This window comes from Pseudooceanicola marinus (genome assembly GCF_002786295.1).
Taxonomy (GTDB): Bacteria; Pseudomonadota; Alphaproteobacteria; order Rhodobacterales; family Rhodobacteraceae; genus Pseudooceanicola; species Pseudooceanicola marinus.
Map to the genome: position 1 here is coordinate 228,604 of NZ_PGTC01000015.1, position 23,717 is coordinate 252,320.

Annotated in this window: 20 protein-coding genes; 12 read left to right on the forward strand and 8 right to left on the reverse strand. The window is 67.8% G+C overall.

What is annotated here, in order from left to right; all coding sequences use genetic code 11:
• Window positions 1-127: 127 nt before the first annotated feature.
• Window positions 128-1,768 (reverse strand): long-chain fatty acid--CoA ligase, encoded by a 1,641-nt coding sequence (locus CVM50_RS10375; RefSeq protein ID WP_085889061.1) that lies wholly within the window; start codon window positions 1,766-1,768, stop codon window positions 128-130.
• A gap of 267 nt (window positions 1,769-2,035) precedes the next feature.
• On the opposite strand from CVM50_RS10375, the gene CVM50_RS10380 reads away from it, so the two are divergent.
• Entirely contained in the window at window positions 2,036-3,004 is a 969-nt protein-coding gene (locus CVM50_RS10380; protein WP_085889060.1) for an NADPH:quinone oxidoreductase family protein, read from the forward strand.
• A gap of 344 nt (window positions 3,005-3,348) precedes the next feature.
• Here CVM50_RS10380 and CVM50_RS10385 read toward each other — a convergent pair whose 3' ends face one another.
• The 4 genes from CVM50_RS10385 to CVM50_RS10400 all read right to left on the reverse strand — a co-directional run bounded on the left by CVM50_RS10385 (window position 3,349) and on the right by CVM50_RS10400 (window position 8,260).
• On the reverse strand, window positions 3,349-4,167 hold the full coding sequence (locus tag CVM50_RS10385) for an IclR family transcriptional regulator (RefSeq protein ID WP_085889059.1): 819 nt from the start codon (window positions 4,165-4,167) through the stop codon (window positions 3,349-3,351).
• A gap of 80 nt (window positions 4,168-4,247) precedes the next feature.
• Window positions 4,248-5,927 (reverse strand): long-chain-fatty-acid--CoA ligase, encoded by a 1,680-nt coding sequence (locus tag CVM50_RS10390; RefSeq protein WP_085889058.1) that lies wholly within the window; start codon window positions 5,925-5,927, stop codon window positions 4,248-4,250.
• Entirely contained in the window at window positions 5,924-6,706 is a 783-nt protein-coding gene (locus CVM50_RS10395) for an SDR family NAD(P)-dependent oxidoreductase (RefSeq protein ID WP_198431889.1), read from the reverse strand. The genes CVM50_RS10390 and CVM50_RS10395 overlap by 4 nt, the downstream gene beginning before the upstream one ends.
• Window positions 6,707-6,709: 3 nt before the next feature.
• The gene (locus CVM50_RS10400) at window positions 6,710-8,260 is read right to left on the reverse strand and encodes a class I adenylate-forming enzyme family protein (protein ID WP_085889057.1); all 1,551 of its coding nucleotides are present in this window, start codon (window positions 8,258-8,260) and stop codon (window positions 6,710-6,712) included.
• 157 nt (window positions 8,261-8,417) lie between these two features.
• Here CVM50_RS10400 and CVM50_RS10405 point away from each other — a divergent pair, with 157 nt between their 5' ends.
• The 5 genes from CVM50_RS10405 to CVM50_RS10425 all read left to right on the forward strand — a co-directional run bounded on the left by CVM50_RS10405 (window position 8,418) and on the right by CVM50_RS10425 (window position 13,617).
• The gene (locus CVM50_RS10405) at window positions 8,418-9,638 is read left to right on the forward strand and encodes an acyl-CoA dehydrogenase family protein (RefSeq protein ID WP_085889056.1); all 1,221 of its coding nucleotides are present in this window, start codon (window positions 8,418-8,420) and stop codon (window positions 9,636-9,638) included.
• Window positions 9,639-9,971: 333 nt separating this feature from the next.
• On the forward strand, window positions 9,972-10,913 hold the full coding sequence (locus CVM50_RS10410; RefSeq protein ID WP_085889055.1) for a class 1 fructose-bisphosphatase: 942 nt from the start codon (window positions 9,972-9,974) through the stop codon (window positions 10,911-10,913).
• A 188-nt stretch (window positions 10,914-11,101) separates the two neighbouring features.
• Complete coding sequence (gene rpe, locus CVM50_RS10415; RefSeq protein WP_085889054.1) at window positions 11,102-11,791, forward strand: ribulose-phosphate 3-epimerase; 690 nt, start codon at window positions 11,102-11,104, stop codon at window positions 11,789-11,791.
• Window positions 11,792-11,852: 61 nt separating this feature from the next.
• Window positions 11,853-12,467, forward strand: a complete 615-nt coding sequence (locus tag CVM50_RS10420) for an alpha/beta family hydrolase (RefSeq protein WP_085889053.1) — start codon at window positions 11,853-11,855, stop codon at window positions 12,465-12,467.
• 121 nt (window positions 12,468-12,588) lie between these two features.
• Window positions 12,589-13,617 carry an LLM class flavin-dependent oxidoreductase gene (locus CVM50_RS10425; RefSeq protein WP_085889052.1) on the forward strand — a complete coding sequence of 343 codons (1,029 nt, stop codon included), beginning with the start codon at window positions 12,589-12,591 and terminating at the stop codon, window positions 13,615-13,617.
• Window positions 13,618-13,692: 75 nt separating this feature from the next.
• On the opposite strand, the gene CVM50_RS10430 is transcribed toward CVM50_RS10425, so the two are convergent.
• A complete protein-coding gene (locus CVM50_RS10430) occupies window positions 13,693-14,808 on the reverse strand; it encodes a sensor histidine kinase (protein ID WP_085889051.1) in 1,116 nt (371 codons plus the stop codon).
• A 216-nt stretch (window positions 14,809-15,024) separates the two neighbouring features.
• Window positions 15,025-15,582: a PAS and helix-turn-helix domain-containing protein gene (locus tag CVM50_RS10435; RefSeq protein ID WP_232618211.1), complete on the reverse strand. Its 558-nt coding sequence runs from the start codon at window positions 15,580-15,582 to the stop codon at window positions 15,025-15,027.
• 72 nt (window positions 15,583-15,654) lie between these two features.
• On the opposite strand from CVM50_RS10435, the gene CVM50_RS10440 reads away from it, so the two are divergent.
• Window positions 15,655-16,938 (forward strand): acetylornithine deacetylase/succinyl-diaminopimelate desuccinylase family protein, encoded by a 1,284-nt coding sequence (locus CVM50_RS10440; protein ID WP_085889050.1) that lies wholly within the window; start codon window positions 15,655-15,657, stop codon window positions 16,936-16,938.
• Window positions 16,939-17,017: 79 nt separating this feature from the next.
• Here CVM50_RS10440 and panC read toward each other — a convergent pair whose 3' ends face one another.
• Entirely contained in the window at window positions 17,018-17,908 is an 891-nt protein-coding gene (gene panC, locus CVM50_RS10445) for a pantoate--beta-alanine ligase (RefSeq protein WP_232618212.1), read from the reverse strand.
• Window positions 17,909-18,080: 172 nt separating this feature from the next.
• On the opposite strand from panC, the gene CVM50_RS10450 reads away from it, so the two are divergent.
• The 5 genes from CVM50_RS10450 (at window position 18,081) to CVM50_RS10470 (ending at window position 23,550) form a co-directional block, all read left to right on the forward strand.
• Entirely contained in the window at window positions 18,081-19,580 is a 1,500-nt protein-coding gene (locus tag CVM50_RS10450) for an ABC transporter substrate-binding protein (RefSeq protein ID WP_085889049.1), read from the forward strand.
• A gap of 221 nt (window positions 19,581-19,801) precedes the next feature.
• Window positions 19,802-20,746, forward strand: coding sequence for an ABC transporter permease (locus CVM50_RS10455; protein ID WP_085889048.1), 945 nt, complete (start codon window positions 19,802-19,804; stop codon window positions 20,744-20,746).
• Window positions 20,746-21,624, forward strand: a complete 879-nt coding sequence (locus CVM50_RS10460; RefSeq protein ID WP_232618213.1) for an ABC transporter permease — start codon at window positions 20,746-20,748, stop codon at window positions 21,622-21,624. Before CVM50_RS10455 ends, CVM50_RS10460 begins: the two co-directional genes overlap by 1 nt.
• Window positions 21,621-23,210: an ABC transporter ATP-binding protein gene (locus tag CVM50_RS10465; protein WP_085889047.1), complete on the forward strand. Its 1,590-nt coding sequence runs from the start codon at window positions 21,621-21,623 to the stop codon at window positions 23,208-23,210. The genes CVM50_RS10460 and CVM50_RS10465 overlap by 4 nt, the downstream gene beginning before the upstream one ends.
• A gap of 103 nt (window positions 23,211-23,313) precedes the next feature.
• Window positions 23,314-23,550, forward strand: coding sequence for a DUF2798 domain-containing protein (locus tag CVM50_RS10470; RefSeq protein ID WP_085889046.1), 237 nt, complete (start codon window positions 23,314-23,316; stop codon window positions 23,548-23,550).
• Window positions 23,551-23,717 lie beyond the last annotated feature (167 nt).

Here is a 23,717-nt window from a genome sequence, read left to right on the forward strand (position 1 = left end):
CGACGCGCCCCGGGCCTAGCAACCGGGGCGGAGCCGGTCAATCGCCGCCCCATGGCGCCCGGCCATGTCCGTCATGCAAAAGGGGCGCCCCGCGGGACGCCCCCTTGTCTGGCCCTGGCGACCGGGATCAGGCGCTGACGCGCAGATCCGGGTGCTGGTAATCGCCCAGCGTCTTGCGCAGGGTCAGTTTCGACACCTTGCCGGTGGCGGTCATCGGCAGGCTGTCCAGCCAGATGATGTCGTCCGGCATCTGCCACTTGGCGAAATGTTCCGACAGCAGCTCGTGCAGGTCCTCCGCCGTGGGGCGGTCCTCGCCGGCGGCCACGGCGACCAGCACCGGGCGTTCGTCCCAGCGGGGGTGCGGCACGCCGATGGCGGCGCATTGCGCGATCGCCGGATGGGCGGTGGCGGCGTTTTCCAGGTCGATCGAGGAAATCCACTCGCCGCCCGACTTGATCAGGTCCTTCGCCCGGTCCTGGATCGACAGGAACCCGTCCGGATCGACCGAGGCCACGTCGCCGGTGGCGAACCAGCCGTCGGCGTCATGGCTGTCGGCGCTGGCCTCGGGGTTGCGGAAATAGCCCGCGACCACGGCATTGCCGCGCACGTAAAGCTCGCCCACGGCCTCGCCGTCCTGGGGCAGGACCTTACCGTCCTCGTCGACGATCTTCAGGTCGACGCCATAGCACCGCCGGCCCTGTTTGGTCTTGGCGTCGATGCGCTCCTCGAAGGGAAGCTCCTCCATCCAGGCGGGCAGACAGCCGTGGGTGCCGATGGGCGACATCTCGGTCATGCCCCAGGCGTGGCCGACCGCCACGCCGCGCGTCTCGAAGGCCTCGATCATAGAGCGCGGCGCGGCGGAGCCGCCGATGACCACGTCGCCGAAGCCTTCGGGGATGCGACCCTGGGCCTTGATCTCTCCCAGCAGGCCCATCCAGACGGTGGGCACGCCCCAGGCGGAATAGACCTTCTCCTGGTCCATCAGCTTGAACAGGCTCGGCCCGTCCAGCGCGGGGCCCGGCATCACCAGCGAGGCGCCGATCATCGGCGCCACGTAGGGCAGGCCCCAGGCGTTCACATGGAACAGCGGCACCACGGGCAGGATCGGCTTGCCCTCCTCGAAGCTGCGCTTCTGGCTGACCACCAGGGTCAGGGCATGCAGCACGGAGGAGCGGTTGGAATAGAGCGCGCCCTTCGGATGGCCCGTCGTGCCGGAGGTATAGCACAACCCGCAGGCGGTGTTCTCGTCCAGTTCGGGCCAGGCGATCGCCTCCTCCTCGCCCTCCAGCAGCTCCTCGTAGCAGAGCGCGTCGAAGGGGGTGTCAGGCATGTGCGCCCGGTCGGTCATGATGACGAAGGTCAGGTCGTCGGGGAGGTGCTCGGCCACGGCGGCGATCACTGGCACGAAGGTGGTGTCGAGGAACAGCAGTTTGTCCTCGGCGTGATTGACGATGTAGATCAGCTGCTCGGCCGAGAGGCGCGGGTTGATCGTGTGACAGATCGCGCCGATGCCGCCCACTGCATAATACAGCTCAAAGTGGCGGTAGCCGTTCCAGGCCAGCGTCGCCACGCGGTCGCCGATCTGCACGCCCCTGCGGCGCAGCCCGTGGGCCAGCTGCGCGATGCGCGCGCCGGCTTCGGGGTAGGTGTAGGAATGGATGTCCCCCTCGGTCCGGACCGAGGTGATGCCCGCCTTGCGGTGCGCGTTCATGCCGTATTCGAGAATATTCGACACCAGCAGCGGCCGGTGCATCATCATGCCTTCCATGGCGGTTCTCCTCCCAGAACTATCTGGGAGAAATGTAACCTCGCGCCGGGGCGCCCCCAAGGGCGACGCAGCGTCTGCGGAATATTTTTCCGTTTTAATTCCGCCCGTCGGAAATGCCGGGCGATTTGCTGCGTCGCGGCGCCGATTTTCGGTGAATCTCCGCGCATTCCGTAGCGTTTTCAATGCTATATCCGGGCGCCTGCCCTAGTCTGGCGGCAGAGGCCCGGCGCGGGAGACGCGGGGCGCGAATCACAAGGGAGGCGCGACGTGAAAGCCATCGTCTGTCATGAATTTGGTCCGCTGGAGGACCTGGCCTGGGAGGAGGTTGCCGACCCGCGGCCCGGCCCCGGCGAGGTGCTGATCCGCACCGAGGCTGCGGGGGTGAACTACCCCGACGGCCTGCTGGTCCAGGGCCTCTACCAGGTGAAGCCCGAGCGTCCCTTTTCCCCGGGGATGGAGGTCGCAGGTGAGATCGAGAGCGTTGGCGAAGGCGTCAACGGCCTGGCGCCGGGCGACCGGGTGCTGGCGGCAGTGCAGATGGGCGGCTACGCGGAGAAGGCGGTTTGCCCCGCCGCGCGCTGCATGCCGCTGCCCGAGGGGATGGATGCCGCGGAGGCCTGCGCCCTGCTGGTGGCCTATGGCACCTCGCACCATGCGCTGAAACAGCGCGGGGCGCTGGCGGCAGGGGACTGGCTGGTGGTCTTCGGCGCGGCTGGCGCCACCGGGATCGCGGCGGTGCAGATCGGCAAGGTGATGGGGGCAAAGGTGATCGCCGTATGCTCCACCGAGGAAAAGCGCGCCATCGCGCTGGAGAACGGCGCTGACCACGCCATCGGCTATGACGATCTGAAGGCCGAGGTGAAGGCGCTGACCGACGGCCACGGCGCCGATGTGGTCTACGATCCCGTCGGTGGGGCTGCCTTCGATGCGGCGACGCGGTTCATGGCGCGCAACGGGCGGCTACTGGTGATCGGTTTTGCCAGCGGCGAGATCCCGCAGTTCCCGGTGAACCTGGCGCTGGTGAAGGAATATGCGGTGGTCGGCGTCTTCTGGGGCAACTGGACCCGGGCCGAGCCGGAGGCCTATCGCGCCAATATGGTCGAGCTTCTGGACTGGTATTCCAAAGGCCGGGTGAAGCCGCTGATCGAGGGGCGTTACCCGATGACCGAGGCGGCGAGCGTGCTGACCCGGGTTCTGGGGCGCGGCGCCACGGGCAAGATCGCGCTGGTGCCCTGAGCGGGCACGGGGGGTCGGCCTTGCGGCCGATGCCTCCGGCGGGAGTATTTTTGGCCATCGAATAGGGAAAGAGAGGCGCGCCCGGCGGTGGCGGGCTTATCTTATCCGGCAGCCGAAAATACTCCGGGGGTGGCCGTCGCAGGCGGGCGGGGGCAGCGCCCCCTGCGATCGGGAGCCAAGGGGGGCGAGGTCGGAGAGGGGGCCGTCGGCCCCCCGCCACCCCTTTGGGGCGTCTCCCCCCGAGAGTATTTTGGGCCATCGGATAGGAGCAGGGTCGCGCGGAACGCGCGCGAGCAAAAGATACTGCGGAACGCGCGCGAGCAAACGGGACGCGGAACGCGCGCCTAGTACCCCGTGCGGCTGACCATGCGCGACAGGTCCACGAGTTTCGGGCCCAGTTCGTTCTCCAGCCGGTCGCGGGTCAGCGAGAAGGCGTAGCCGCCCAGGTTGAAGGCCAGCATCGGCGTGTCGGGCTGGGGCGAGCGGTAGGGCACGGAAACGGCGTGCACGTCGCGCTGCCAGTCGCCGAAGTTGGCGTAGAAGCCCTTGCGCGCGATCTGGTCCTGGGCGTCCTCGATGCCGCGCAGCACCTCGGTCAGCTTGTCACCCTCGTAGCGGTCACGGATGCGGTCCAGGATCTCGGCCCGTTCGGCCTCATGGGTGCCCGCGATATAGGCCCGCCCCATGGCCGAGCGCGCCAGCGAGATGCGCGAGCCGACGTTGAGTTGCAGCGAGATCACCCCTTCGGAGCGCGCCGCGGCGATATAGGTCACCGCCATGTCGTCGCGCCCGCCCAAGGCGACAAGCACCCCGTCGCCGCAATCGTCGGCCAGTTTCTGCATGTAAACCTGGGCCGTTTCGCGCACCTGCATGCCGGCCAGGCAGGCATAGCCCAGAGACAGCACCGGCAGGCCCATGCGGTAGCGGCCCGTGCCCTCATCATAGACCAGGTAGCCGGATTTCAGCAGGGTGAAGGTCAGGCGCGACACGGTGGAATTGGGCAGGCCGGTGCGTTCGGCCAGTTCCGAATTGCCCAGCCCCGCCTTGTCCGCCGGGCGGAAGGCCTTGAGGATTTCCAGACCCCGGTAGAGCGCCGTGACGAACTGGCGGTCGCCATCGCCCTTCTCTGCCTCGGTCCCCGTCTCGCTTACCCGTTTCCGCATGTACTCATATCCCCGATGCGCGTCTCGACGCAGCTACAAAGCGGCAGCCGGAGGGTCAAGGCACCCCGCCTGCCGCATGGTCAAGTGACCGGCCCGCTGTCCCGGCGCGCCTCTTTTTCCGCCAGTTCCCGCCACAGCACCTTGCCGGAGGCGGATTTCGGCAGGCTGTCCACGAAATCCACGGATTTCGGGCATTTATAGGCTGCCATCTGGCTCCGGCACCAGTCGATCACCCGGGCCTCGCTGAGGCCCTCGGCGCCTGCCCGTGGCACGGCCAGGGCCTTCACCGTCTCGCCACGGCGCGGATCGGGCGTGCCGATGATGCAGACTTCGGCCAGGTCCGGGTGGCCGTGCATCAGGGCTTCCACCTCTGCCGGCCAGACCTTGAAGCCGGAGGCGTTGATCATCCGTTTTACCCGGTCGACCATGAAGAAGTAGCCCTCTTCGTCATGATAGCCCAGATCGCCGGTGCGGAAGAAGCGTTTGCCGTCGCGCTCGATGAAGGCCGCCGCGGTCTCTTCGGGGCGGTTCCAGTAGCCGCGGAAGACCTGCGGCGCATGGGTGATGATCTCGCCCGTTTCGCCGGGGGGGAGTTCTTCCAGCGTATCGGGGTCGATGACCCGGCTGTCGACGCCCATCACCGGGATGCCCAGACATTGCCGTTTCGGTCGGTGGGTCGGGTTGATGTGGGTGCCGGCCATGGTTTCCGACAACCCGTAGCCCTCGATATAGTCCAGCCCGGTCAGCGCGTGCAGTTTCCCCGCCACCGCCTCCGGCATGGCCGCCCCGCCGCCGCCGATGCCGCGCAGAGAGGTCAGGTCGTAGTCCGAGAGGTTCGGCACCTGCAACAGGTCGATGGCCATGGTCGCGATCGAGCGCCAGCGGGTCACCCGGTGGCGGTGGATCAGGGCGCAGGCGGCCGCCCGGTCCCAGCGGGACATCAGCACGATCTCCTGGCCGTTCAGGATCGGGATCGACATGCCGTTCTGCATCCCCGTCACATGGAACAGGGGCAGGGTGGTCAGATGCACCTCGTCCTCTTCCTCGGAGGGGTTCCAGGCGGCGCCGCCGTGGATCGTCGCCTGGACCGAGGCATGGGTGTGCACGCAGCCCTTGGGGTGGCCGGTGGTGCCCGAGGAATAGGGGATCACTGCCAGATCCTCGGCCCCGGCGGTGATCGGCCCGGGGGCGTGATCGGCGGCGAGGGCCGCGCGGAAGGGCAGGGTGCCGGGGCCACGGGCGGCCTCGTCGCTGTGTCCGCGCAGCGTGTCGTGCAGGGGGATGTCGTGGTCGGGGTCGGCCATGTCCGCATAGGCGGCGGCCAGGATGTGATCCAGCAGACCAGCCTCGGCCAGGGGCTGCACATGGGCCAGCAGCTCGGTGCCGCAGATCGCCACCCGGGCGCCGGTATCGCGGGCCAGGTGTTCCAGCTCGGCCTGGCGGTTCATCGGGTTCACCGGGATCACGGCAGCATCGGCGCGCAGGATGGCGTAATAGGCGATGACGTATTGCGGCGCGTTCTGCATGTAGAGCAGGACACGGTCGCCTTTCTGAACGCCATGGGCTTGAAGCCAGCCGGCCAGGCGCTGCACGGCGTCGTTCAGCTCGGCATAGCTCAGGCGGTGGCCGTGGTAGCTCAGCGCGGTCTGGTCCGGCACGCGGGCGGCGGATCGTTCCAGGTTCAGGGCCACCGACTCCTGCGGCAGGGGGAAGTCCATCGGCAGGCCCGGGGGCCAGTGGGCGTGGTGGCGCGTCGTCATACCTTCATCCCCGGCAGGTTCAGCGAGGCGGTATTGCCGCCATCCACCGGCAGGGCCTGCCCGGTGATGAAGGAGGCATCGTCGGAGGCGAGGAAGGCGATGGCCGCCGCGATCTCCTCGGGGTGGCCGTAACGGCGCAGCTCGGCCCGTGCGCCGAGGCGGTCTTCCTTGCCGTGCTCGCGGGCATAGTCGAAGACGGGGGCGGTCATGCCGGTCTCAATCAGCCCGGGGCAGACGGCGTTGACGCGCACCCCGTACTGGCCGAGGTCACAGGCCGCGGTCATGGTCAGCGAGATCACCCCGGCCTTGGAGGCGGAGTAGGCATTGCCCCCCGCGCCGGACCGGATTCCCGCCACCGAGGCGGTGTTGACCACGGCGCCGGTGCCCTGGGCCTGCATGACTTTGCCCACATGCTTCAGCATCATCGCCGCGCCGATCAGGTTGACCCCCAGGGTGCGTTCCCAGGTGGCCTTGTCCGTCTCGGTGATCTGCGAGCGGTCGCAGATGATACCGGCGTTGTTGGCCAGCGCGTCGATGCGACCGAAGTGGGCCTGGGCGAAGGCCACGGCCTCGGCCACCTGTGCCTCGTCCGAGACATCGCAGGTGCGGGTCAGGTGGTCGCCTGTAGGCACGGCCTCGGCCAGCGCCTCGGCGTTGCGGTCCAGCAGCAGCACGCGGGCGCCTTCCTCGGCCAGCCGCGCGGCGGTGGCGCGCCCGATGCCCGAGGCGGCGCCGGTGACGATGGCATATTTGCCGTCAAAACGTGTGATCGCGGGCATGGCTCAGACCTCCTCCGCCGTCTTCACCGCGTCCCAGTAGGGCACGCGCAATTCGCGCTTCAGGATCTTGCCGATCTCGGAGCGGGGCAGGTGGTCGCGGAACTCGACCTCGGAAATGCGTTGCAGCTTGCCCAGACGGGCGTTGGCCCAGGTGCGGATCTCTTCCGGATCGGGGCTGCCTTCGGGCACCACCAGGGCAAGGGGCGTCTCGCCCCAGTCCTCCGACGGCACGGCGATGACGGCCACGTCGGCCACTGCCGGGTGGTGGCGCAACACGGCCTCCAGATCGGCGGCATAGACGTTGAAGCCGCCGGAAATGATCATGTCCTTGCGCCGGTCCATGAGGTGCAGGAAGCCGTCCTCGTCCAGCCGGCCCATGTCGCCGGTGCGGATGAAATCGTTACCTGCCGCATCGCGCCACAGCAGTTCGGCGGTCTTGTTGGGCAGGTTCAGGTAGCCCGGCGTCATGGAGCCCGAACGGCCCACGATTTCACCGAATTCGCCGGGGGGCAGCTCGCGGCCCTCTTCGTCGATGATCTTCACCTCGTTGCCCTCGGGCACGATACCGGCGGTGTCCCATTTGTCGGGGTGTGCGGCGCAATCCAGAACCGTGGTCACACCGCCCTCGGTCATGCCGTAGAACTCCACCAGGTTGCCGGGCCAGCGGGTCATGACTTGCTTGATCAGCACGCCGGGCAAGGGGGCGGAGGTCGAGAATTTGCACTGGAAGGCCGACAGGTCGAAGCTGTCGAACTGCGGCTCCTTCATCAGGCGCGTGTACTGGACAGGGACCAGCATGGCGTGGGTGGCGCGGTGGCGCGCGGCCAGATCGAGGAAGCCCAGGGTGTCGAACTTGGCCATGGAAACCACGTGCCCGCCGCCCACCAGGCCCGACAGAACGGCGACCAGGGTGGTGTTGGAATACAGCGGGGTCGACATGATCTGCACCGCCTCCGTGTCCAGCCCGAAGACGGTAAAGCGCCCGAACTGCCGCGAGCGGAAGCGGTGCTCGTGCTGGATGCCCTTGGGCGTGCCGGTGGTGCCCGAGGAATAGATGATGTCGAAAAGATCATCGGGGGTCACGTCACGGGGCGCGGCCTCGGGGCCCGCGGCCCAGGCGTGCAGATCCTCCAGGGTCACGACCTCGGCGCCCAGGGCGGCAGCGCGGGGCGCCTGGGGGGCGGAGGTGAAGAGCAGCTCCGCCCCGCAATCGGCGCGCATCTTCGCCAGCGCCTCGTCCGAGGCGGAGAAGGGCAGCGGCACCATGCAGGCCCCCGCCGACAGAACGCCCGCGTAAAGCGCCAGGTGCGCGGCGGAGTTTTCCGACAGCGAGGCGACGCGATGGCCCGGCCCGATGCCGCGCTCGGCCAGCCGCCCGGCGATCCGTGCGGCCAGCGCGGCGAAGTCGGCCCAGCTCATCGTGCCGGTCTCGTCGGTCACCGCCGGGCGGTCGCCCAGGCGGGCGCCGTTCTCCGCGATCACCTTGCCGAAGGTCACGAATATCTCGTCCGGAACCTGCGCTGCGCGCAGCCGGACCTCTGTCATGTCGGTCATGATGGACCCCTCCTCCCCAGGAGTTCTCCTCTGATCCGTGGAGACTGGCACGGGGTCGGCGCGCGCGTCAATATCCCGCAGATCGGAAAAGTATTCCGCAACTTGACGGGCGAGACCGCGCCGGGCATCAAGGAGGGCAAGAGTGGAGGAGACAAAGATGTACGATCATTTCCCGATTTCCGATCGGGCGAAAGAGCTGCGCGAACAGCTCATCGCCTTCATGGACGCGCATATCTTCCCGGCGGAGGCGACATATGCCGCGCAGGTGGCCGAGGGCGACCGCTGGCAGCCGGTGCCGATCATGGAGGAGCTGAAGGAAAAGGCGCGCGCGGCGGGGCTGTGGAACATGTTCCTGCCGCACTCGAAGCCGGGCTACGAGGGCATGGGCCTGACCAACGTGGAATACGGCACGCTCTGCGAGTTGATGGGCCGCTCTGCCATTGGGTCCGAGCCCTTCAACTGCTCCGCGCCAGACACCGGCAACATGGAGACGATCTTTGCCTATGGCACCGATGCGCATCGTGAACAGTGGCTGAAGCCGCTGATGGCGGGCGAGATCCGTTCGTGCTTTTCCATGACCGAACCGGCGGTGGCCAGTTCTGACGCCACCAACATCGAGACCCGGATCGAGCGGGACGGCGATCACTACGTCATCAACGGGCGCAAGTGGTGGTCCTCGGGCGGGAATGACCCGCGTTGCAAGATCGCCATCGTCATGGGCAAGACCGATCCCGGGGCCGAAAAGCACCGGCAGCAAAGCATGATCCTGGTGCCGCTGGACACGCCGGGCGTGAAGGTGGTGCGCCCGCTGCAGGTGATCGGCTATGACCACGCGCCGCACGGCCACGCGGAGATCCACTACGAGAATGTGCGCGTGCCGGTCGAGAACATCCTGCTGGGCGAGGGGCGCGGCTTCGAGATCGCCCAGGGCCGGCTTGGACCGGGGCGCGTCCATCACTGCATGCGTTCCATCGGGCAGGCGGAACGGGCGCTGCAGTCGATCTGCGAACGCGGCATGGAGCGGACCGCCTTCGGCAAGCCGATCGCGGAGATGGGGGTGACCAAGCACTGGATCGCCGAGAGCCGCTGCGAGATCGAACAGGCCCGGCTGCTGACGCTGCATGCGGCCTACATGATGGACACCGTGGGCAACAAGGCGGCCCGCAAGGAGATCGCCATGATCAAGGTCGTGGGCGCCAACATGGTGCAGCGCGTCGTGGATCGTGCCATCCAGGTGCATGGCGCCCAGGGGGTCAGTCAGGACACCTTCCTGGCAGCGGCCTTTGCCAACGCCCGCACCATGCGCCTGGTCGACGGCCCCGATGAGGTGCATCGGGAAACCATCGCCAAGCTGGAGCTGAAGCAGTACCGCAACTGAGCGCCCGGGCGGGACGGCGGAGGGGCGCCGGACCCGTCGTCCCAGTGTTGCGACGGTTTGAGAGGCGGCAGGGGGCTCTGCCCCCGTCGCGCGGGGCGCGCGACTCCCCCGGAGTATTTCGGACGACGTGAAGCAGGGGGCGGGGCACGCAAGGCCGAGGCGCGCGCCCTTTGCCGGCTGGTCGGGGCGCCCTCTGGCCAAAGGAGGGCAAGCCGGGGCTGGGCAGGGGCGGTTTTGCGCGCGTTAGCGTTCTCATCCGCCTGCGGGGCGGAAAAGCCGTTTTTCCCTTGCGGGGGATGTGGAATAACGCTGGCGAAGCCCAAGGAGTTTTCCATGCCCGCCATTGATCCCGCCCGCCTTCCCGCCGACCTTCTCCCCGTCATCGACGCGCTCTGCGCCACCGGCGCCGCCGTCTCGCGCATTGTCGCGCGCGGCCCCCTGGGCCAGGCCCTGGGCGCGGGCGTGGGGGAGAACAGCGACGGCGACCAGCAGAAGGCGCTGGACGTGCTGGCCGACGAGATGTTCGAGGCGGCGCTGCGCCAGGCCGGGGTGAAATACTATGCCTCCGAGGAGCAGGAAGAGGTGCTGAGCCTCAACGCCTCCGGGCGCTACGCCGTGGCTGCGGATCCGCTGGATGGCTCGTCCAACATCGACGTCAACGTGACCATCGGCACCATCTTCTCGGTCTTCGAGGCGAAGGAGGGCGCGAATGAGAGCTTCCTGCGGCCTGCGTCGGAGCAGGTAGCGGCGGGGTACATCGCCTATGGGCCGCAGTGCCTGCTGGCGCTGACCTGGGGCGAGGGCACCCTGCTCTACGTTCTGGACCCCGAAACAGGTGTCTTTGCCCTGGCTGACGAGAAGATGGCGCTGCCTAAGGCTGCCAAGGAGTTCTCGATCAACAGCTCCAACCGCCGTCATTGGACGGCTCCGGTGCGCGCCTATGTCGAGGAGAACGAGGCGGGCAAGACCGGCGGCAAGGGAAAGGACATGAACTTCCGCTGGGTTGGGTCGCTGGTGGCGGAAACGCACCGCATCCTGACCCGGGGCGGCACCTTCCTCTACCCCTCCGATGCCCGCCCGGGCTACGAGAACGGTCGCCTGCGCATGGTCTACGAGGTGGCGCCCATGGCCTTCCTCGTCGAACAGGCCGGTGGGCTGGCCACCGATGGCGTGACCCCGATCCTGTCGCTGACCGCCGAACAGCTGCACGAACGCCGCCCCTTCGTCTTCGGCTCTGCCGAAGAGGTGGAGCGCATCACGGCGTTGCACGGCTGAGCTGCGGCGCAGGCGAAGGCGCCCCGCTCGACCCGGGCGCCGCGTCCCTCCTATACGTTGGCCGGAAATACTCTGGGGAGAATTGAGCCCGGCACGGGCTCAAGGGGGGCAAGGCCCCCACTCCCTTTGGCTTCCCATACGGATCGGGCGGCGCTATAGGGGCGCCAGACCCAGCAGGAGGCCCGCCCATGTCCTTTGACCGCAACCTGAAGATCGCGCCCTCGATCCTCTCCGCCGATTTCGCCAACTTCGGCGCCGAGATCGAGGCGGTGGAGGCGCAGGGCGCCGACTGGATCCATGTCGACGTGATGGACGGGCATTTCGTGCCGAACCTGACCTTCGGCCCGCCGCTGGTGAAGGCGATCCGCAAGCACATCAAGACGGTCATGGACGTGCACCTGATGATCGCGCCGGTCGATCCCTACATCGATGCCTTCGCCGACGCCGGCGCCGACGTGCTGACCGCGCATCTGGAGGCCGGGCCGCATATCCACCGCACCCTGCAGGCCATCCGTGGCGCGGGCTGCAAGGCGGGTCTGGCGCTGAACCCCGGCACGCCGATCGACGCGGTGGACCACCTGCTGGACATGGTCGACCTGATCTGCGTGATGACCGTAAACCCCGGTTTCGGCGGGCAGAAGTTCATCCATTCCCAGATCGCCAAGGTTGAGAAACTTCGCGCCATGATCGGTGACCGTCCCATCCATATCGAGATCGACGGCGGCATCACACCCGAAACCGCGCCCCTGATGCGCGCGGCCGGCGCCGACGTGCTGGTGGCAGGCTCTGCCGTCTTCAAGGGCGGCTCGGTCGCGGACCCTGCGCCCTACGGCGCCAACATCCGCGCGATCCGCACCAGCTGCGACACGCTGGTCTGAGCGGTCTGAACCGACGACAAGGGCGCCCAGGAGGCGCCCTTTTGCTTGGGGGAGAGAGGCGATGGAGTTCCTGATCGAAGGCGAGGGGCCGACCCTGCTGCTGGCCCATGGGGCGGGTGCGTCGATGGACACGCCTTGGATGACCGCCCTGACTGCGGTGCTGGCGGGCCATGGCCTGCGCGTCGCGCGGTTCGAGTTCGCCTACATGGCCGGGCGCCGCACCGGCGGATCGAAACGCCCGCCGCCCCGGGTCGACCTGCTGCGGGAGGAATACCGGGCGGCCATCGCGGGGCTTTCACACGACGGGCCGCTTTTCATCGGCGGCAAGAGCATGGGCGGGCGTGTCGCCAGCCTGATTGCGGATGAGGTGGGCGTGGCCGGTGTCGTTTGCCTCGGCTACCCCTTCCACCCGCAGGGGCAGCCGGAGAAACTGCGCACCGAACATCTGGCGGACCTCGCGACGCCCACGCTGATCTGCCAGGGCACCCGCGATCCCTTCGGCACGGCGCAGGAGGTGGCAGGCTATGACCTGTCCGACGCCATAGACCTGCACTGGCTCGATGACGGCGACCACGACCTGAAACCGCGCAAGCGGGAAACGGGCCGGACGCTTGACGACCACCTGGCCGAGACCGCGCAGGTGGTGGCGGACTGGATCAAGCACTGGGCCGGCTGATCGCCCTATCTGCACAACGCCTGTGCGACGGCCCCCGGTGGCGCGCCGCGCCCTGCTGCCCTAGCTTGGCGCCCAAGGCCCCTGCGGCAGGCGCGGGGGCAAACAGCCACGGAGGACCCCCATGGAAGTCGGTCTTTACACATTCGGCGATGTCGGGCGGAACCCGGTCACGGGCGAGCAGGTGGATGCCCCCACCCGGTTGACCCGCCTGCTGGAAGAGATCCGGCTGGCGGACGAGCTGGGCCTCGACCTCTTCGGCCTGGGCGAACACCACCGCCCCAACTACGCCATCTCCAGCCCCGCCACGGTTCTGGCCGCCGCCGCCGCGCAGACACGGCAGATCAAGCTCAGCAGCGCCGTGACCGTCCTCAGCTCCGAGGACCCGGTGCGCGTCTACCAGCAGTTCGCCACCATCGACGGGATTTCCGGCGGGCGGGCCGAGATCATGGTCGGGCGCGGCAGCTTCATCGAGAGCTTCCCGCTTTTCGGCTATGACCTGCGCGACTACGACGATCTCTTCGAGGAGAAACTGGCCATGCTGATGGCCCTGAACGAGGGCGAGAAGCTCTCCTGGCAGGGCACCAAGCACACGCAGGCGGTGGAAAACCTCGGCATCTACCCGCGCCCCGTGCACGACAAGCTGCCGATCTGGATCGCCGCGGGGGGCACGCCGCAGTCGATGGTGCGCGCAGGCGCCTATGGCGCGCCGCTGGCGCTCGCGATCATCGGCGGCCAGCCGCGCCGCTTCGCGCCGCTGGCGGATCTCTACCGCCGCGCCGCGGACCAGGCGGGGCACGCCGACAAGGCACGGGTGTCGCTGAACGTGCACGGCTTCGTCCACGAGGACAGCCAGAAGGCCGCCGACATCTTCTTCCCGGCGCAGAAACAGGTGATGGACCAGATCGGCCGCGAACGCGGCTGGCCGCCGCAGAGCCGGGCGCAGTTCGACGCGTCGATCACCCCCGAGGGCGCCAATTTCGTCGGCAGCCCGGCGCAGATCGTCGACAAGATCCTGGGTCTGAAGGAGGATCTGGGCTTTGATCGGGTGACCCTGCAGATGGCCATCGGGGTGATCGATCACGCCGAGATGCTGAAGGCGATCGAGACCGTGGGCACCAAGGTGCTACCCGAGCTGCGCAAGGCGGGCTGAGGGGCGTCGCGCCCCTGTCCCTATTCGACGGCTCGAAATACTCCGGGGGTCCGGGGGCTGGCCCCCGGCCGTCGCTCAGGCCCCGAGCGCCGTCTCGGCCACCTGCAAGGGGAAGTCGAGGGTGATCCGCGTGCCATCCGGGCCGGAGGCCAGGGCAAAGGTGCCGCCCAGCTGACGCGCCGAGGCCTCGATCACCTGCATCCCCAACCCTTGCTTTGCCGTGACGCCTTCGGGCAGGCCCACGCCGTTGTCGGCCAGGGTCAGCTTGCAGCGCCCTTCGACCGGCGGATCGACCCGGCAGGAGATCGTGCCAGCCTGGCCATCGGGGAAGGCATGCTTGATCGCGTTGGAAGCGAACTCGTTTAGGATAACCCCCAGGGCGGCGGCGACGCTCGGGTCCAGGTCCGCCGCCGGCCAGTCGGCGTTGAGGGTGATGTTGGGCGGGGCGGACTGGCCGATCAGACGACAGACCGCAGGGCCGAAGCTGGCCAGAGAAATCGTCTCCGCCCGGTCGGCGCGGTAGAGCTGTTCGTGCAGGGCTGCCACCGTCTCGATGCGGCGGCCGACCTGCAGCAGGGCCAGGCGGGTTTCCTCGTTTGAGGCGCTGCGCGCCTGCATCCGGGTCAGGGCCGACACCGACTGCAACGAGTTCTTCACCCGGTGATCCACCTCGTGACGCATCAGCTCGGCCTGCGACAGGGCGCGCTTCAGTTCCATCTGGGCGATGACCTGGGCGGCCAGCACCCGCAGCGCATCGCGCTGCAGCGGTGTCAGGCTGTTGGGTTTGCGATCGATCACGCAGAGCGAACCGACGGGGGCGCCTTCCTTGCTGCGCAGGACGACACCGGCATAGAAACGCAGGTGTTCATCGCCCATCACCAGCGGATTGTCCGCGGTGCGCGGATCCTGGGTGGCGTCGGGCACCTCCAGGAAATCATCCTCGTCCTGCAGGATCGTATGAGCGCAGATCGAATGCTCTCTCGGTGTGCTGTCGATATCCAGCCCGTAGCGCGCCTTGAACCACTGCCGGTCCTCGTCAACCAGGCTGATCAGCGACACGGGCGTACCGCAAAGCGCCGAGGCCAGCTTGACCACGTCGTCGAAGGGCTCTTCGGGATCCGTATCGAGGATCTCGAAGGACCGCAGGATCGCGAGGCGGCGGGCCTCATCAGGATGCAGAGAGGGCTTCATCAGTCCATCCGTTTGCAGGAAAAGAGCAGGAGCGCGTCGCAAAGCCTTACCCTGCAAAGTCGTGTTTGCAAAATAATTTGTCTCAATTTGGGTTAACTGACGTAGGGGAATTTTGTCCGCAAAAGTCCATTGTATACAGGTGGTTGCGTATGTTCGTGCTGGCGGGGGCTGACGGGTCTTGCCCGGGCGCAGTGGTGGCACCCCATGTCGGCCCGCCTACAGGCCCGGACCGGCCAGCCGCCGGATCAGCCCGGCGGCATTGCGCACTGCGTACTTCTTCAGCAGGCGCGCGCGGACGTCCTCGACCGTGCGCGGTGACAGTCCCAGGCGGCGCGCCATCTCCTTCGAGGTTTCGCCACGTTCCAGCCCCGCCACCACGTCACGCTCGCGCGGGGTCAGGCGGCTGTCCTCTGCCCGCGACAGTGGCGCGAAACTCATCACCACGCTGGACAGGGGCGTCTCGGGCGTCTGCGTGCGGGCGTGGAACCGAACCCAGAAGGCGCCGTTCTCCGGGTGTCGCATCATCCGTTCGTCGGAATAGATCCCCGTTTCCGTCAGCGCAGCCAGGCCCACGTCACGGATCGTCCGGAACTCCTGGTCGGAGGAATAAAGGACGCGGAAACTCTGCCCCACAAGGGCCTCGCGCGTCCGGCCAACCATCCGGGCGAAGGGCAGGTTGCAGGCGTGGATCACCCGGTCCTGGGCCAGCACCAGACCCATGGGAGCGTGATCCCAGGCCAGGCGTTCCATTGCGTCGAGAGGGGTCTGAGACATGCTGTTATACTATTTCACACCGTGGTTCTACGGTATTGAGACCGTAGCCCGTCCCGGCAAAAGCTGGAACCCATGACTGAGCCCCAAGTGAAAATGCGCCTGCACGAGGCGATCCTGGCCCGCCGCGACGAGTTGATCGCGCTGACCCAGGACCTGATCCGCATCCCGACCCTGAACCCGCCGGGGGAGAACTACCGGGAGATCTGCGACTACCTGGACCGCCGGCTGCGCGGCAAGGGGTTCGAGACCCAGCTGGTGCGCGCCGAGGGCGCCGTGGGGGACAGCGACAAGTATCCCCGCTGGAACATCGTGGCCCGGAAGGAAGGCGCCCGGTCCGGCGAATGCGTGCATTTCAACAGCCATATCGACGTGGTCGACGTGGGCCGCGGCTGGACGACCGATCCCTTTGGCGGTGAGCTGAAGGATGGGAAGATCTACGGCCGGGGCGCCTGCGACATGAAGGGCGGGCTCGCCGCCTCGATCATCGCGGCAGAGGCCTTCATCGACGTGTGTCCCGACTTCTCCGGCGCCATCGAGATCTCCGGCACGGCGGATGAGGAATCGGGCGGCTTCGGCGGCGTGGCCTACTTGGCGGAGAAGGGGTTCTACGCCAAGGTCGATCACGTCATCATCCCCGAGCCGCTGAACAAGGACCGGATCTGCCTGGGCCACCGCGGCGTCTGGTGGGCCGAGATCGAGACCCACGGCGAGATCGCCCATGGCTCGATGCCGTTCCTCGGTGACTGCGCCGTGCGCCACATGGGCGCGGTGCTGCACGAGATGGAGGAAAGCCTCTTCCCGGCCCTGGCGCAGAAACGCACCGAGATGCCGGTGGTGCCCGAGGGCGCCAAGCAGTCGACGCTGAACATCAACTCGCTGCACGGCGGCCAGGCCGAGATCCCGCGCGACGTGAACGCGCTGCCCTCGCCGTGCGTCCCCGACAGCGCCCGCATGGTCATCGACCGCCGCTTCCTGATCGAGGAAAGCATCGACGAGGTCATCGGCGAGATGAAGACGGTGCTGGACAAGGTGAAGGGCGAGCGCCCGAACTTCAGCTACGAGATGCGCGAGATGATGCGCGTGCTGCCCACCATGACCGAGCGCGAGGCGCCGGTGGTGCAGTCGGTGACCCGGGCCATCCAGGACACCATGGGCACCGCGCCGCAATACGTGGTCAGCCCCGGCACCTATGACCAGAAGCACATCGACCGCATCGGCCGGCTGAAGAACTGCATCGCCTATGGCCCCGGCATCCTCGACCTGGCGCATAAGCCCGACGAATACGTCGGCGTCGACGACATGCTGCAATCGGCCGAGGTCATGGCGCTGTCGCTGGCCGACCTGCTGACCGGCTGAACGGATGGGCGCGGCACGGCATAACTGGCCCCGGCGGCGGGCCACAGCCCGCCGGTTGTGCGCCCCTGTCCGTGCCTGTTCAGGTGCCTTCGCCGGAGACCGGGATATTGTCGATCAGCCGCACATCGCCCAGCCAGGCGGCGGCGAAGAGGCGCGTGTCGCCTGTCGCGTGGTCGCAGGCCTCCAGCGTGCTGGCCTCGCGCAGATCCAGGTAGTCGATGGCGCCGAACCCGGCCTCGGCCAGACGGGCATGGGCCCCGGGCAGCAGATCGGTCAGCGCCGCGCCATCCCGCAGGGCCGCGGCCATGTCGCGCATCACCGCACCGAGGCTGGGTGCCCGGGCGCGGGCCTCGGCATCCAGCCGCAGGTTGCGCGAGGACATGGCCAGCCCGTCGGCCTCGCGCACCGTGGGACAGCCCACCACCTCGATCTCCATGTCGAGGTCGCGGGCCATGCGACGCACGACCTGCAACTGCTGCCAGTCCTTGCGCCCGAAGTAGGCACGGTCCGCCGCGGTCTGCGCGAAGAGTTTCGCCACCACCGTCGCCATGCCGTCGAAATGGCCCGGCCGGTGCGCGCCGCACAGGACCTGCGTCAGCCCCTCGACGCTGACGGTGCTGGCGAAGCCCGGCGGATAGACCTGGTCGCCGTCGGGGACGTAGATCACGTCGACGCCGAAGGGGGCGAGCTTGGCGGCATCCTCGATCTCGGTGCGGGGGTAGTTCGCCAGATCCTCGGGACTGTTGAACTGGCGCGGGTTGACGAAGATCGTCACGATCACCCGGTCGCAATCGGCGCGCGCCGCGCGGACCAGCGACAGGTGACCCTCGTGCAGGGCGCCCATGGTGGGCACGACGCCGATGACCTCGCCCCGGCGGCGCCAGGTTCGGGTGCGGTCGCGCAAGCTGTCCAGGCGACGCAGGATCGTCCCCTCGCCTTCGGGCGGGGACATCGGTTCGGGCGCGGTCATGCTCTGCTCCTCCAACAGTACTCGGGCGGTTGGCGGGGTAACAATATTGCGCGCCCGGGTCCAGAGATTACAGAAGCCGTAAAGGCTTGACCCTGCCCCGGCAGGAGACAAGCATGCGGACACAACAGGGAAGGGCGCCGGAAAAGGCCCCGCACAGACAGGAGTTGACCCCATGACCAACGCGTTGAGAAGTGTGGCGAAGACAGCGGCGGCGGCCAGCGTGATTGCGCTGACGGCCGGCACCGGGGCGGCGATGGCCCAGGACAGCCTGACGCTGGGCCTGCAGCTTGAACCGCCGCACATGGACCCGACCTCGGCCGCGGCGGGCGCCATCGACCAGGTGGTCTATGCCAACGTCTTCGAGGGGCTGACCCGCTTCGGTCCCGATGGATCGGTGAACCCGAGCCTGGCGCGCAGCTGGGACATTTCCGAGGACGGCCTGACCTACACCTTCCACCTGGTGGAAGGCGCCAAGTTCCATGACGGCACCGATTTCGAGGCGACCGACGTGGTCTTCTCGCTGGACCGCGCGCGGGCCGAGGACAGCGTGAACGCGCAGAAATCCCTCTTCGCCGGCATCGAAAGCGTCGAGGCGCTGGACCCGGCCACCGTGCAGGTGACCCTGTCGGCCCCTGACGGCATGTTCCTGTTCAAGATGGCCTGGGGCGACGCCGTGATGGTGGCACCCGAATCGATCGAGACCATCACCACCAACCCCGTGGGCACCGGCGCCTTCACCTTCGGCAACTGGGTGCAGGGCGATTCGATCACCCTGCAGAAGAACCCCGACTACTGGGGCGAGCCGGCGATGCTGGACAGCGCCACCTTCAAGTTCATCTCGGATCCGACCGCGGCCTTCGCGGCGATGATGGCCGGCGACGTCGACGTCTTCGTGGCCTTCCCGGCGCCGGAAAACCTGCCGCAGTTCGACGCCGACCCGCGCTACAATGTGCTGATCGGCAACACAGAAGGCGAGACCATCGTGGCGATGAACAACGCTCGCCCGCCCTTCGACAACAAGCTGGTGCGCGAGGCGGTGGCCCATGCCATCAACCGTCAGGACATCATCGACGGCGCCATGTTCGGATACGGCACCCCGATCGGCACCTTCTTCGCCCCGCACAACCCGGATTACGTCGATCTGACCGAGATGTCGGCCTACGACCCCGAGGCGGCCAAGGCGCTGCTGGAAGAGGCGGGCGTCGAGCTGCCGCTGTCGGTCAAGATGACCCTGCCGCCGACCTCCTACGCCCGTCGCGGCGGCGAGATCGTGGCGGCGCAGCTGCGCGAGGTCGGCATCGTGGCGCAGATCGAAAACGTCGAATGGGCTCAGTGGCTGGAAAACACCTTCCGCAACGCGCATGACTACGACCTGACGATCATCAGCCACACCGAACCGATGGACATCGCTTCGCTGGCCGATCCCGACTACTACACCGGCTACGACAACCCCGCCTTCCGCGAGGTGATCGACCAGATCGCCGTGGAAAGCGATCCGGAGGTGCGTTCGGACCTGCTGGGTCAGGCTCAGACCATGCTGGCGGAGGACTATGTCGCGGGCTTCCTCTTCGAACTGCCGCTGCACACGGTCGCCAAGACCGGCGTCGAGGGCCTGTGGATCAACATGCCGACCCAGGCCACCGACCTGACCGGCGTCTACTGGGACAACTGATCCCCTGCGATCATCTGCGGGGGCCACACGCATGTGGCCCCCGTTTCCATGTCCCGGCCGGGCCGCCCGTGGCCCGCGTCGGGCCGCCTCCGGCGGGAGTATTTCAAACGAGATGAAGCCAGGGGCGCGGCGCTCCTCTTCATCTCGTTTCAAATACTTCCGGGGGTGCGGGGGCAGCGCCCCCGCGTCCCGACCTCAACAAGTGGACCGCTGAAAAGACCATGCTGCGCTTTACGCTGACCCGGCTTCTTTCGCTCTGCCTCAGCCTGGCGGTGGCCTCGGTGGTGATCTTCGCCGCCATCGAGGTGCTGCCCGGCGATCCGGCCTCGATCATGCTGGGCGTCAATGCCCAGCCCGACACCCTGGCCGCCCTGCGCGCCGAACTGGGGCTGGATCAGCCCATGGCGGCCCGCTACCTCGATTGGATCGGGGGGCTGCTGCGCGGCGATTTCGGCATCTCCTACACCTACCGGACGCCGGTGGTGGAGATGATCGGCGACCGTCTGGCGGTGTCGCTGCCGCTGGCGCTCTTCTCTCTGGCGCTGACCATCGTCATCGCCTTCCCGGTGGGGATCTGGGCCGCGGCCCGGCGCGGATCGGTGGCCGACGTCGCCATCATGGGGCTGACCCAGCTGGGCGTTGCGATCCCGAACTTCTGGTTCGCCATGCTGATGGTGCTGGTCTTCGCCATCAACCTGCAATGGTTCAGCGCCGGCGGCTTCGCCGGCTGGGACGCCGGGCTGTTTCCGGCGCTGAAATCCCTGACCTTGCCGGCCATTGCGCTCGCCCTGCCGCAGGCCTCGATCCTGGCGCGGGTCATGCGGTCCGCCCTGCTGGACACGCTTTCGGAGGACTTCATCCGCACCGCCCGCGCCAAGGGCCTGTCGCGGCGCGAGGCGCTGTGGCGCCATGCCCTGCGCAACGCGCTGATCCCGGTGCTGACGATCATCGGGATGCAGTTTTCCTTCCTGCTGGCAGGCGGCATCATCATCGAGAACGTCTTCTACCTGCCGGGCCTCGGCCGCCTGATCTTCCAGGCGATTTCTGCCCGCGACCTGATCGTGGTGGAAAGCGTGGTGATGCTGCTGGTCTTCGCCGTGATCGTCGTGAACTTCCTGGTCGAGCTGGCCTATGCCGCCGTCGACCCCCGACTGAGGGCCCGCTGATGTCCCATAGCCAAACCGAAACCGGCGCGCCCACCGAACAGGGTACGCTGGCCGCTGCCCTGCGCAACCGCAACCTGATCCTGGGCGGCTTGCTGACGCTGGTCTTCCTGGGCGCGGCGCTGATCAGCTTTGTCTGGGTGCCTTATGACGTCACCCAGATGGCGATCGCCAACAAGATCAAGCCGCCCTATGCCGAGCACCTTCTGGGCACCGATCACTACGGGCGCGACATCCTGTCGATGCTGATGGTGGGCGCGCGCACCTCCATCGCCGTGGCGGTGCTGGCCGTGGGCATCGGGATGGTCATCGGCGTGCCCCTGGGGCTCTGGGCCGCGGCCAAGCGCGGCTCGCTGCTGGATGAGGTGATCATGCGCGGCAATGACCTGGTTTTCGCCTTCCCGAGCCTCGTCATCGCGGTGATGATTACCGCGGCTTTCGGCCCTTCGGCCACCAATGCCATCGTCGCCATCGGCATCTTCAACATCCCCGTCTTCGCCCGGATCACCCGCTCCGGCGCGCTGACCCTGTGGAACCGCGATTTCATCCTGGCCGCCCGCGTGGCCGGCAAGGGATCGGCGCGGATCAGCTTTGAACACATCCTGCCCAATGTGCTGAACCTGCTGATCGTGCAGGGCACCATCCAGTTCAGCCTTGGCATCCTGGCTGAGGCGGGCCTCAGCTACGTGGGCCTGGGCGCGCAGCCCCCCACCCCCTCCTGGGGCCGGATGCTGGCCGACAGCCAGACCTTCATCAGCTTCGCCCCGCACATGGCCCTGTTTCCGGGCCTCGCGATCCTGCTGACCGTGCTGGGCCTGAACCTGATGGGCGACGGGTTGCGCGACCTCTTCGATCCCAAGCTGCGGAGGGGCCGCACATGAACCTTCTGGACATTCGCAACCTGTCGCTGGCGATCCACGGCACGCCGATCCTGCACGACGTGTCCCTGACGCTGGAGGCAGGCCGCATCCTGGGCGTGATCGGAGAAAGCGGCTCGGGCAAGTCGATGACCGCCTTTTCCACCATGCAGCTGCTGCCGCAGGGGGCCGAACCGACCGGGCAGATCCTGCTCGATGGGCAGGACATCCTGACCCGCACCGAACGCGACATGTGTTCTGTGCGGGGCCGCGAGATCGGCATGGTCTTTCAGGAGCCGATGACGGCGCTGAACCCGCTGAAACGGATCGGCGACCAGGTGGCCGAAACGATCACCCAGCACGAACGGGTCCCCCGCCGTACCGCGATGGAACGGGCCGCCGAGGCCCTGCGCCGGGCCGAACTGCCCCCCGAAAAATTCCCCATGTCGCGCTTCCCGCACGAGCTGTCGGGCGGGCAGCGCCAGCGGGTCGTCATCGCCATGGCCATCGCCCTGCGCCCGCGCCTGTTGATCGCGGATGAACCTACGACCGCGCTGGATGTCACCACCCAGGCCCAGATCCTCGCCCTGCTGAAGAAGCTGGTGCGCGAGGAAGGCATGGGGCTGATGATGATCTCCCACGACCTCGCCGTGGTGGCCGACATGGCCGACGAGATCGCCATCATGCAGAAGGGCCGGGTCGTGGAAACCGGCCCCGCAGAGACGCTCTTCCGCGAGATGCAGCACCCCTATTCCAAGGCCCTGCTGGCGGCCTCCACCCATGCGCCGGAGCGTGGCGCGGAGGTGGCGGAGACGCCCCTTCTGGAGGTGCGCAAAGTGCGCCGCAGCTATGCCCTGCCGGCCAAGACGCCCTTCGGCGCGCGACGCGAGATCGAGGCGGTGAAGGGCGTGTCCTTCACCCTGAAACGCGGCGAAAGCCTCGGGCTCGTGGGCGAATCGGGCTGCGGCAAGTCCACCCTGACCCGGGCGATCCTGGGCCTGGAAGAGGTCCAGTCGGGCGAGATCGCGCTGGCGGGCGCGCCGGTCTTTACCGGGCACAAGCCCAACCCGGAGGTGCGGCGCAAGATGCAGGTGGTCTTCCAGGACCCCTACGGCAGCTTCAACCCGCGTCACAGGGTCGCCCGGCTGGTGGCCGAACCCTTCCACCTGCTGCCCGACACACCCCGGGCGGAGCGTGACCGCGCCGTGGCCGAGGCGCTGGAGGCCGTGGGGCTGTCGGCCGCCGACGGGGCCAAGTACATCCACGAGTTCTCCGGCGGCCAGCGGCAGCGGATTGCCATCGCCCGCGCCCTGATCACCCGGCCAGAACTGATCCTGCTGGATGAGGCCGTCAGCGCGCTGGACGTGCAGGTGCGGGCGCAGATCCTCGATCTGCTCGCGGATCTGTCGGATCGTTTCGGCCTCAGCTATCTCTTCATCTCCCACGACCTGTCGGTGGTGCGCTCGATCACCGACCGGGTGCTGGTGATGAAATCCGGCGAGATCGTGGAGGAGGGGCCGACCGAACAGGTCTTCGACAGCCCGCAGCACCCCTATACACAGGCGCTGGTGGCCGCGGCCCCGGTGCTGCCCGACGACGTGGCGGCCTGAGGGCGCGCGACGGCTCTGCGCGCGGGCGCACACTGCGCCCCCTTGGCAATCGCCGCTGCGGGGGGCATCTGGACGGGCAGAGATTTGCCTCAGAGGGGGGCGCATGTCCCAGCAACGCAAGATCGCCATCCTGGCCGCCATCATCATGTCGGGGATCATGTCCTTCTGCCTGTCGGGCTTCCTCAGCTGGCTGCCCCTGGGCTTCGTCGCCGAATGGCCCTCGACCTGGATGCACAGCTGGGTCATCGCCTGGCCGCTGGCCTGTGTGCTGGTCATCCTGCTGGGGTCCCGGGTCGGGGGGCTGGCTGCCCGTCTGGTCGCCCGCTACAGCCCCGAGTAGCTGTGCGACACCTCCGCCCGTCCCGGCCTCATCCGACAGCCGGAAATACTCCGGGGGAGGCGCCCCCCGGGCGCCGGGGGCAGAGCCCCCTTTGCGCGCCTCTGGCCCCCTCCGGCGCCGCGTCCGATCGCGCCCCTTGATATGTCGCATCACCGCAATACCCTTTC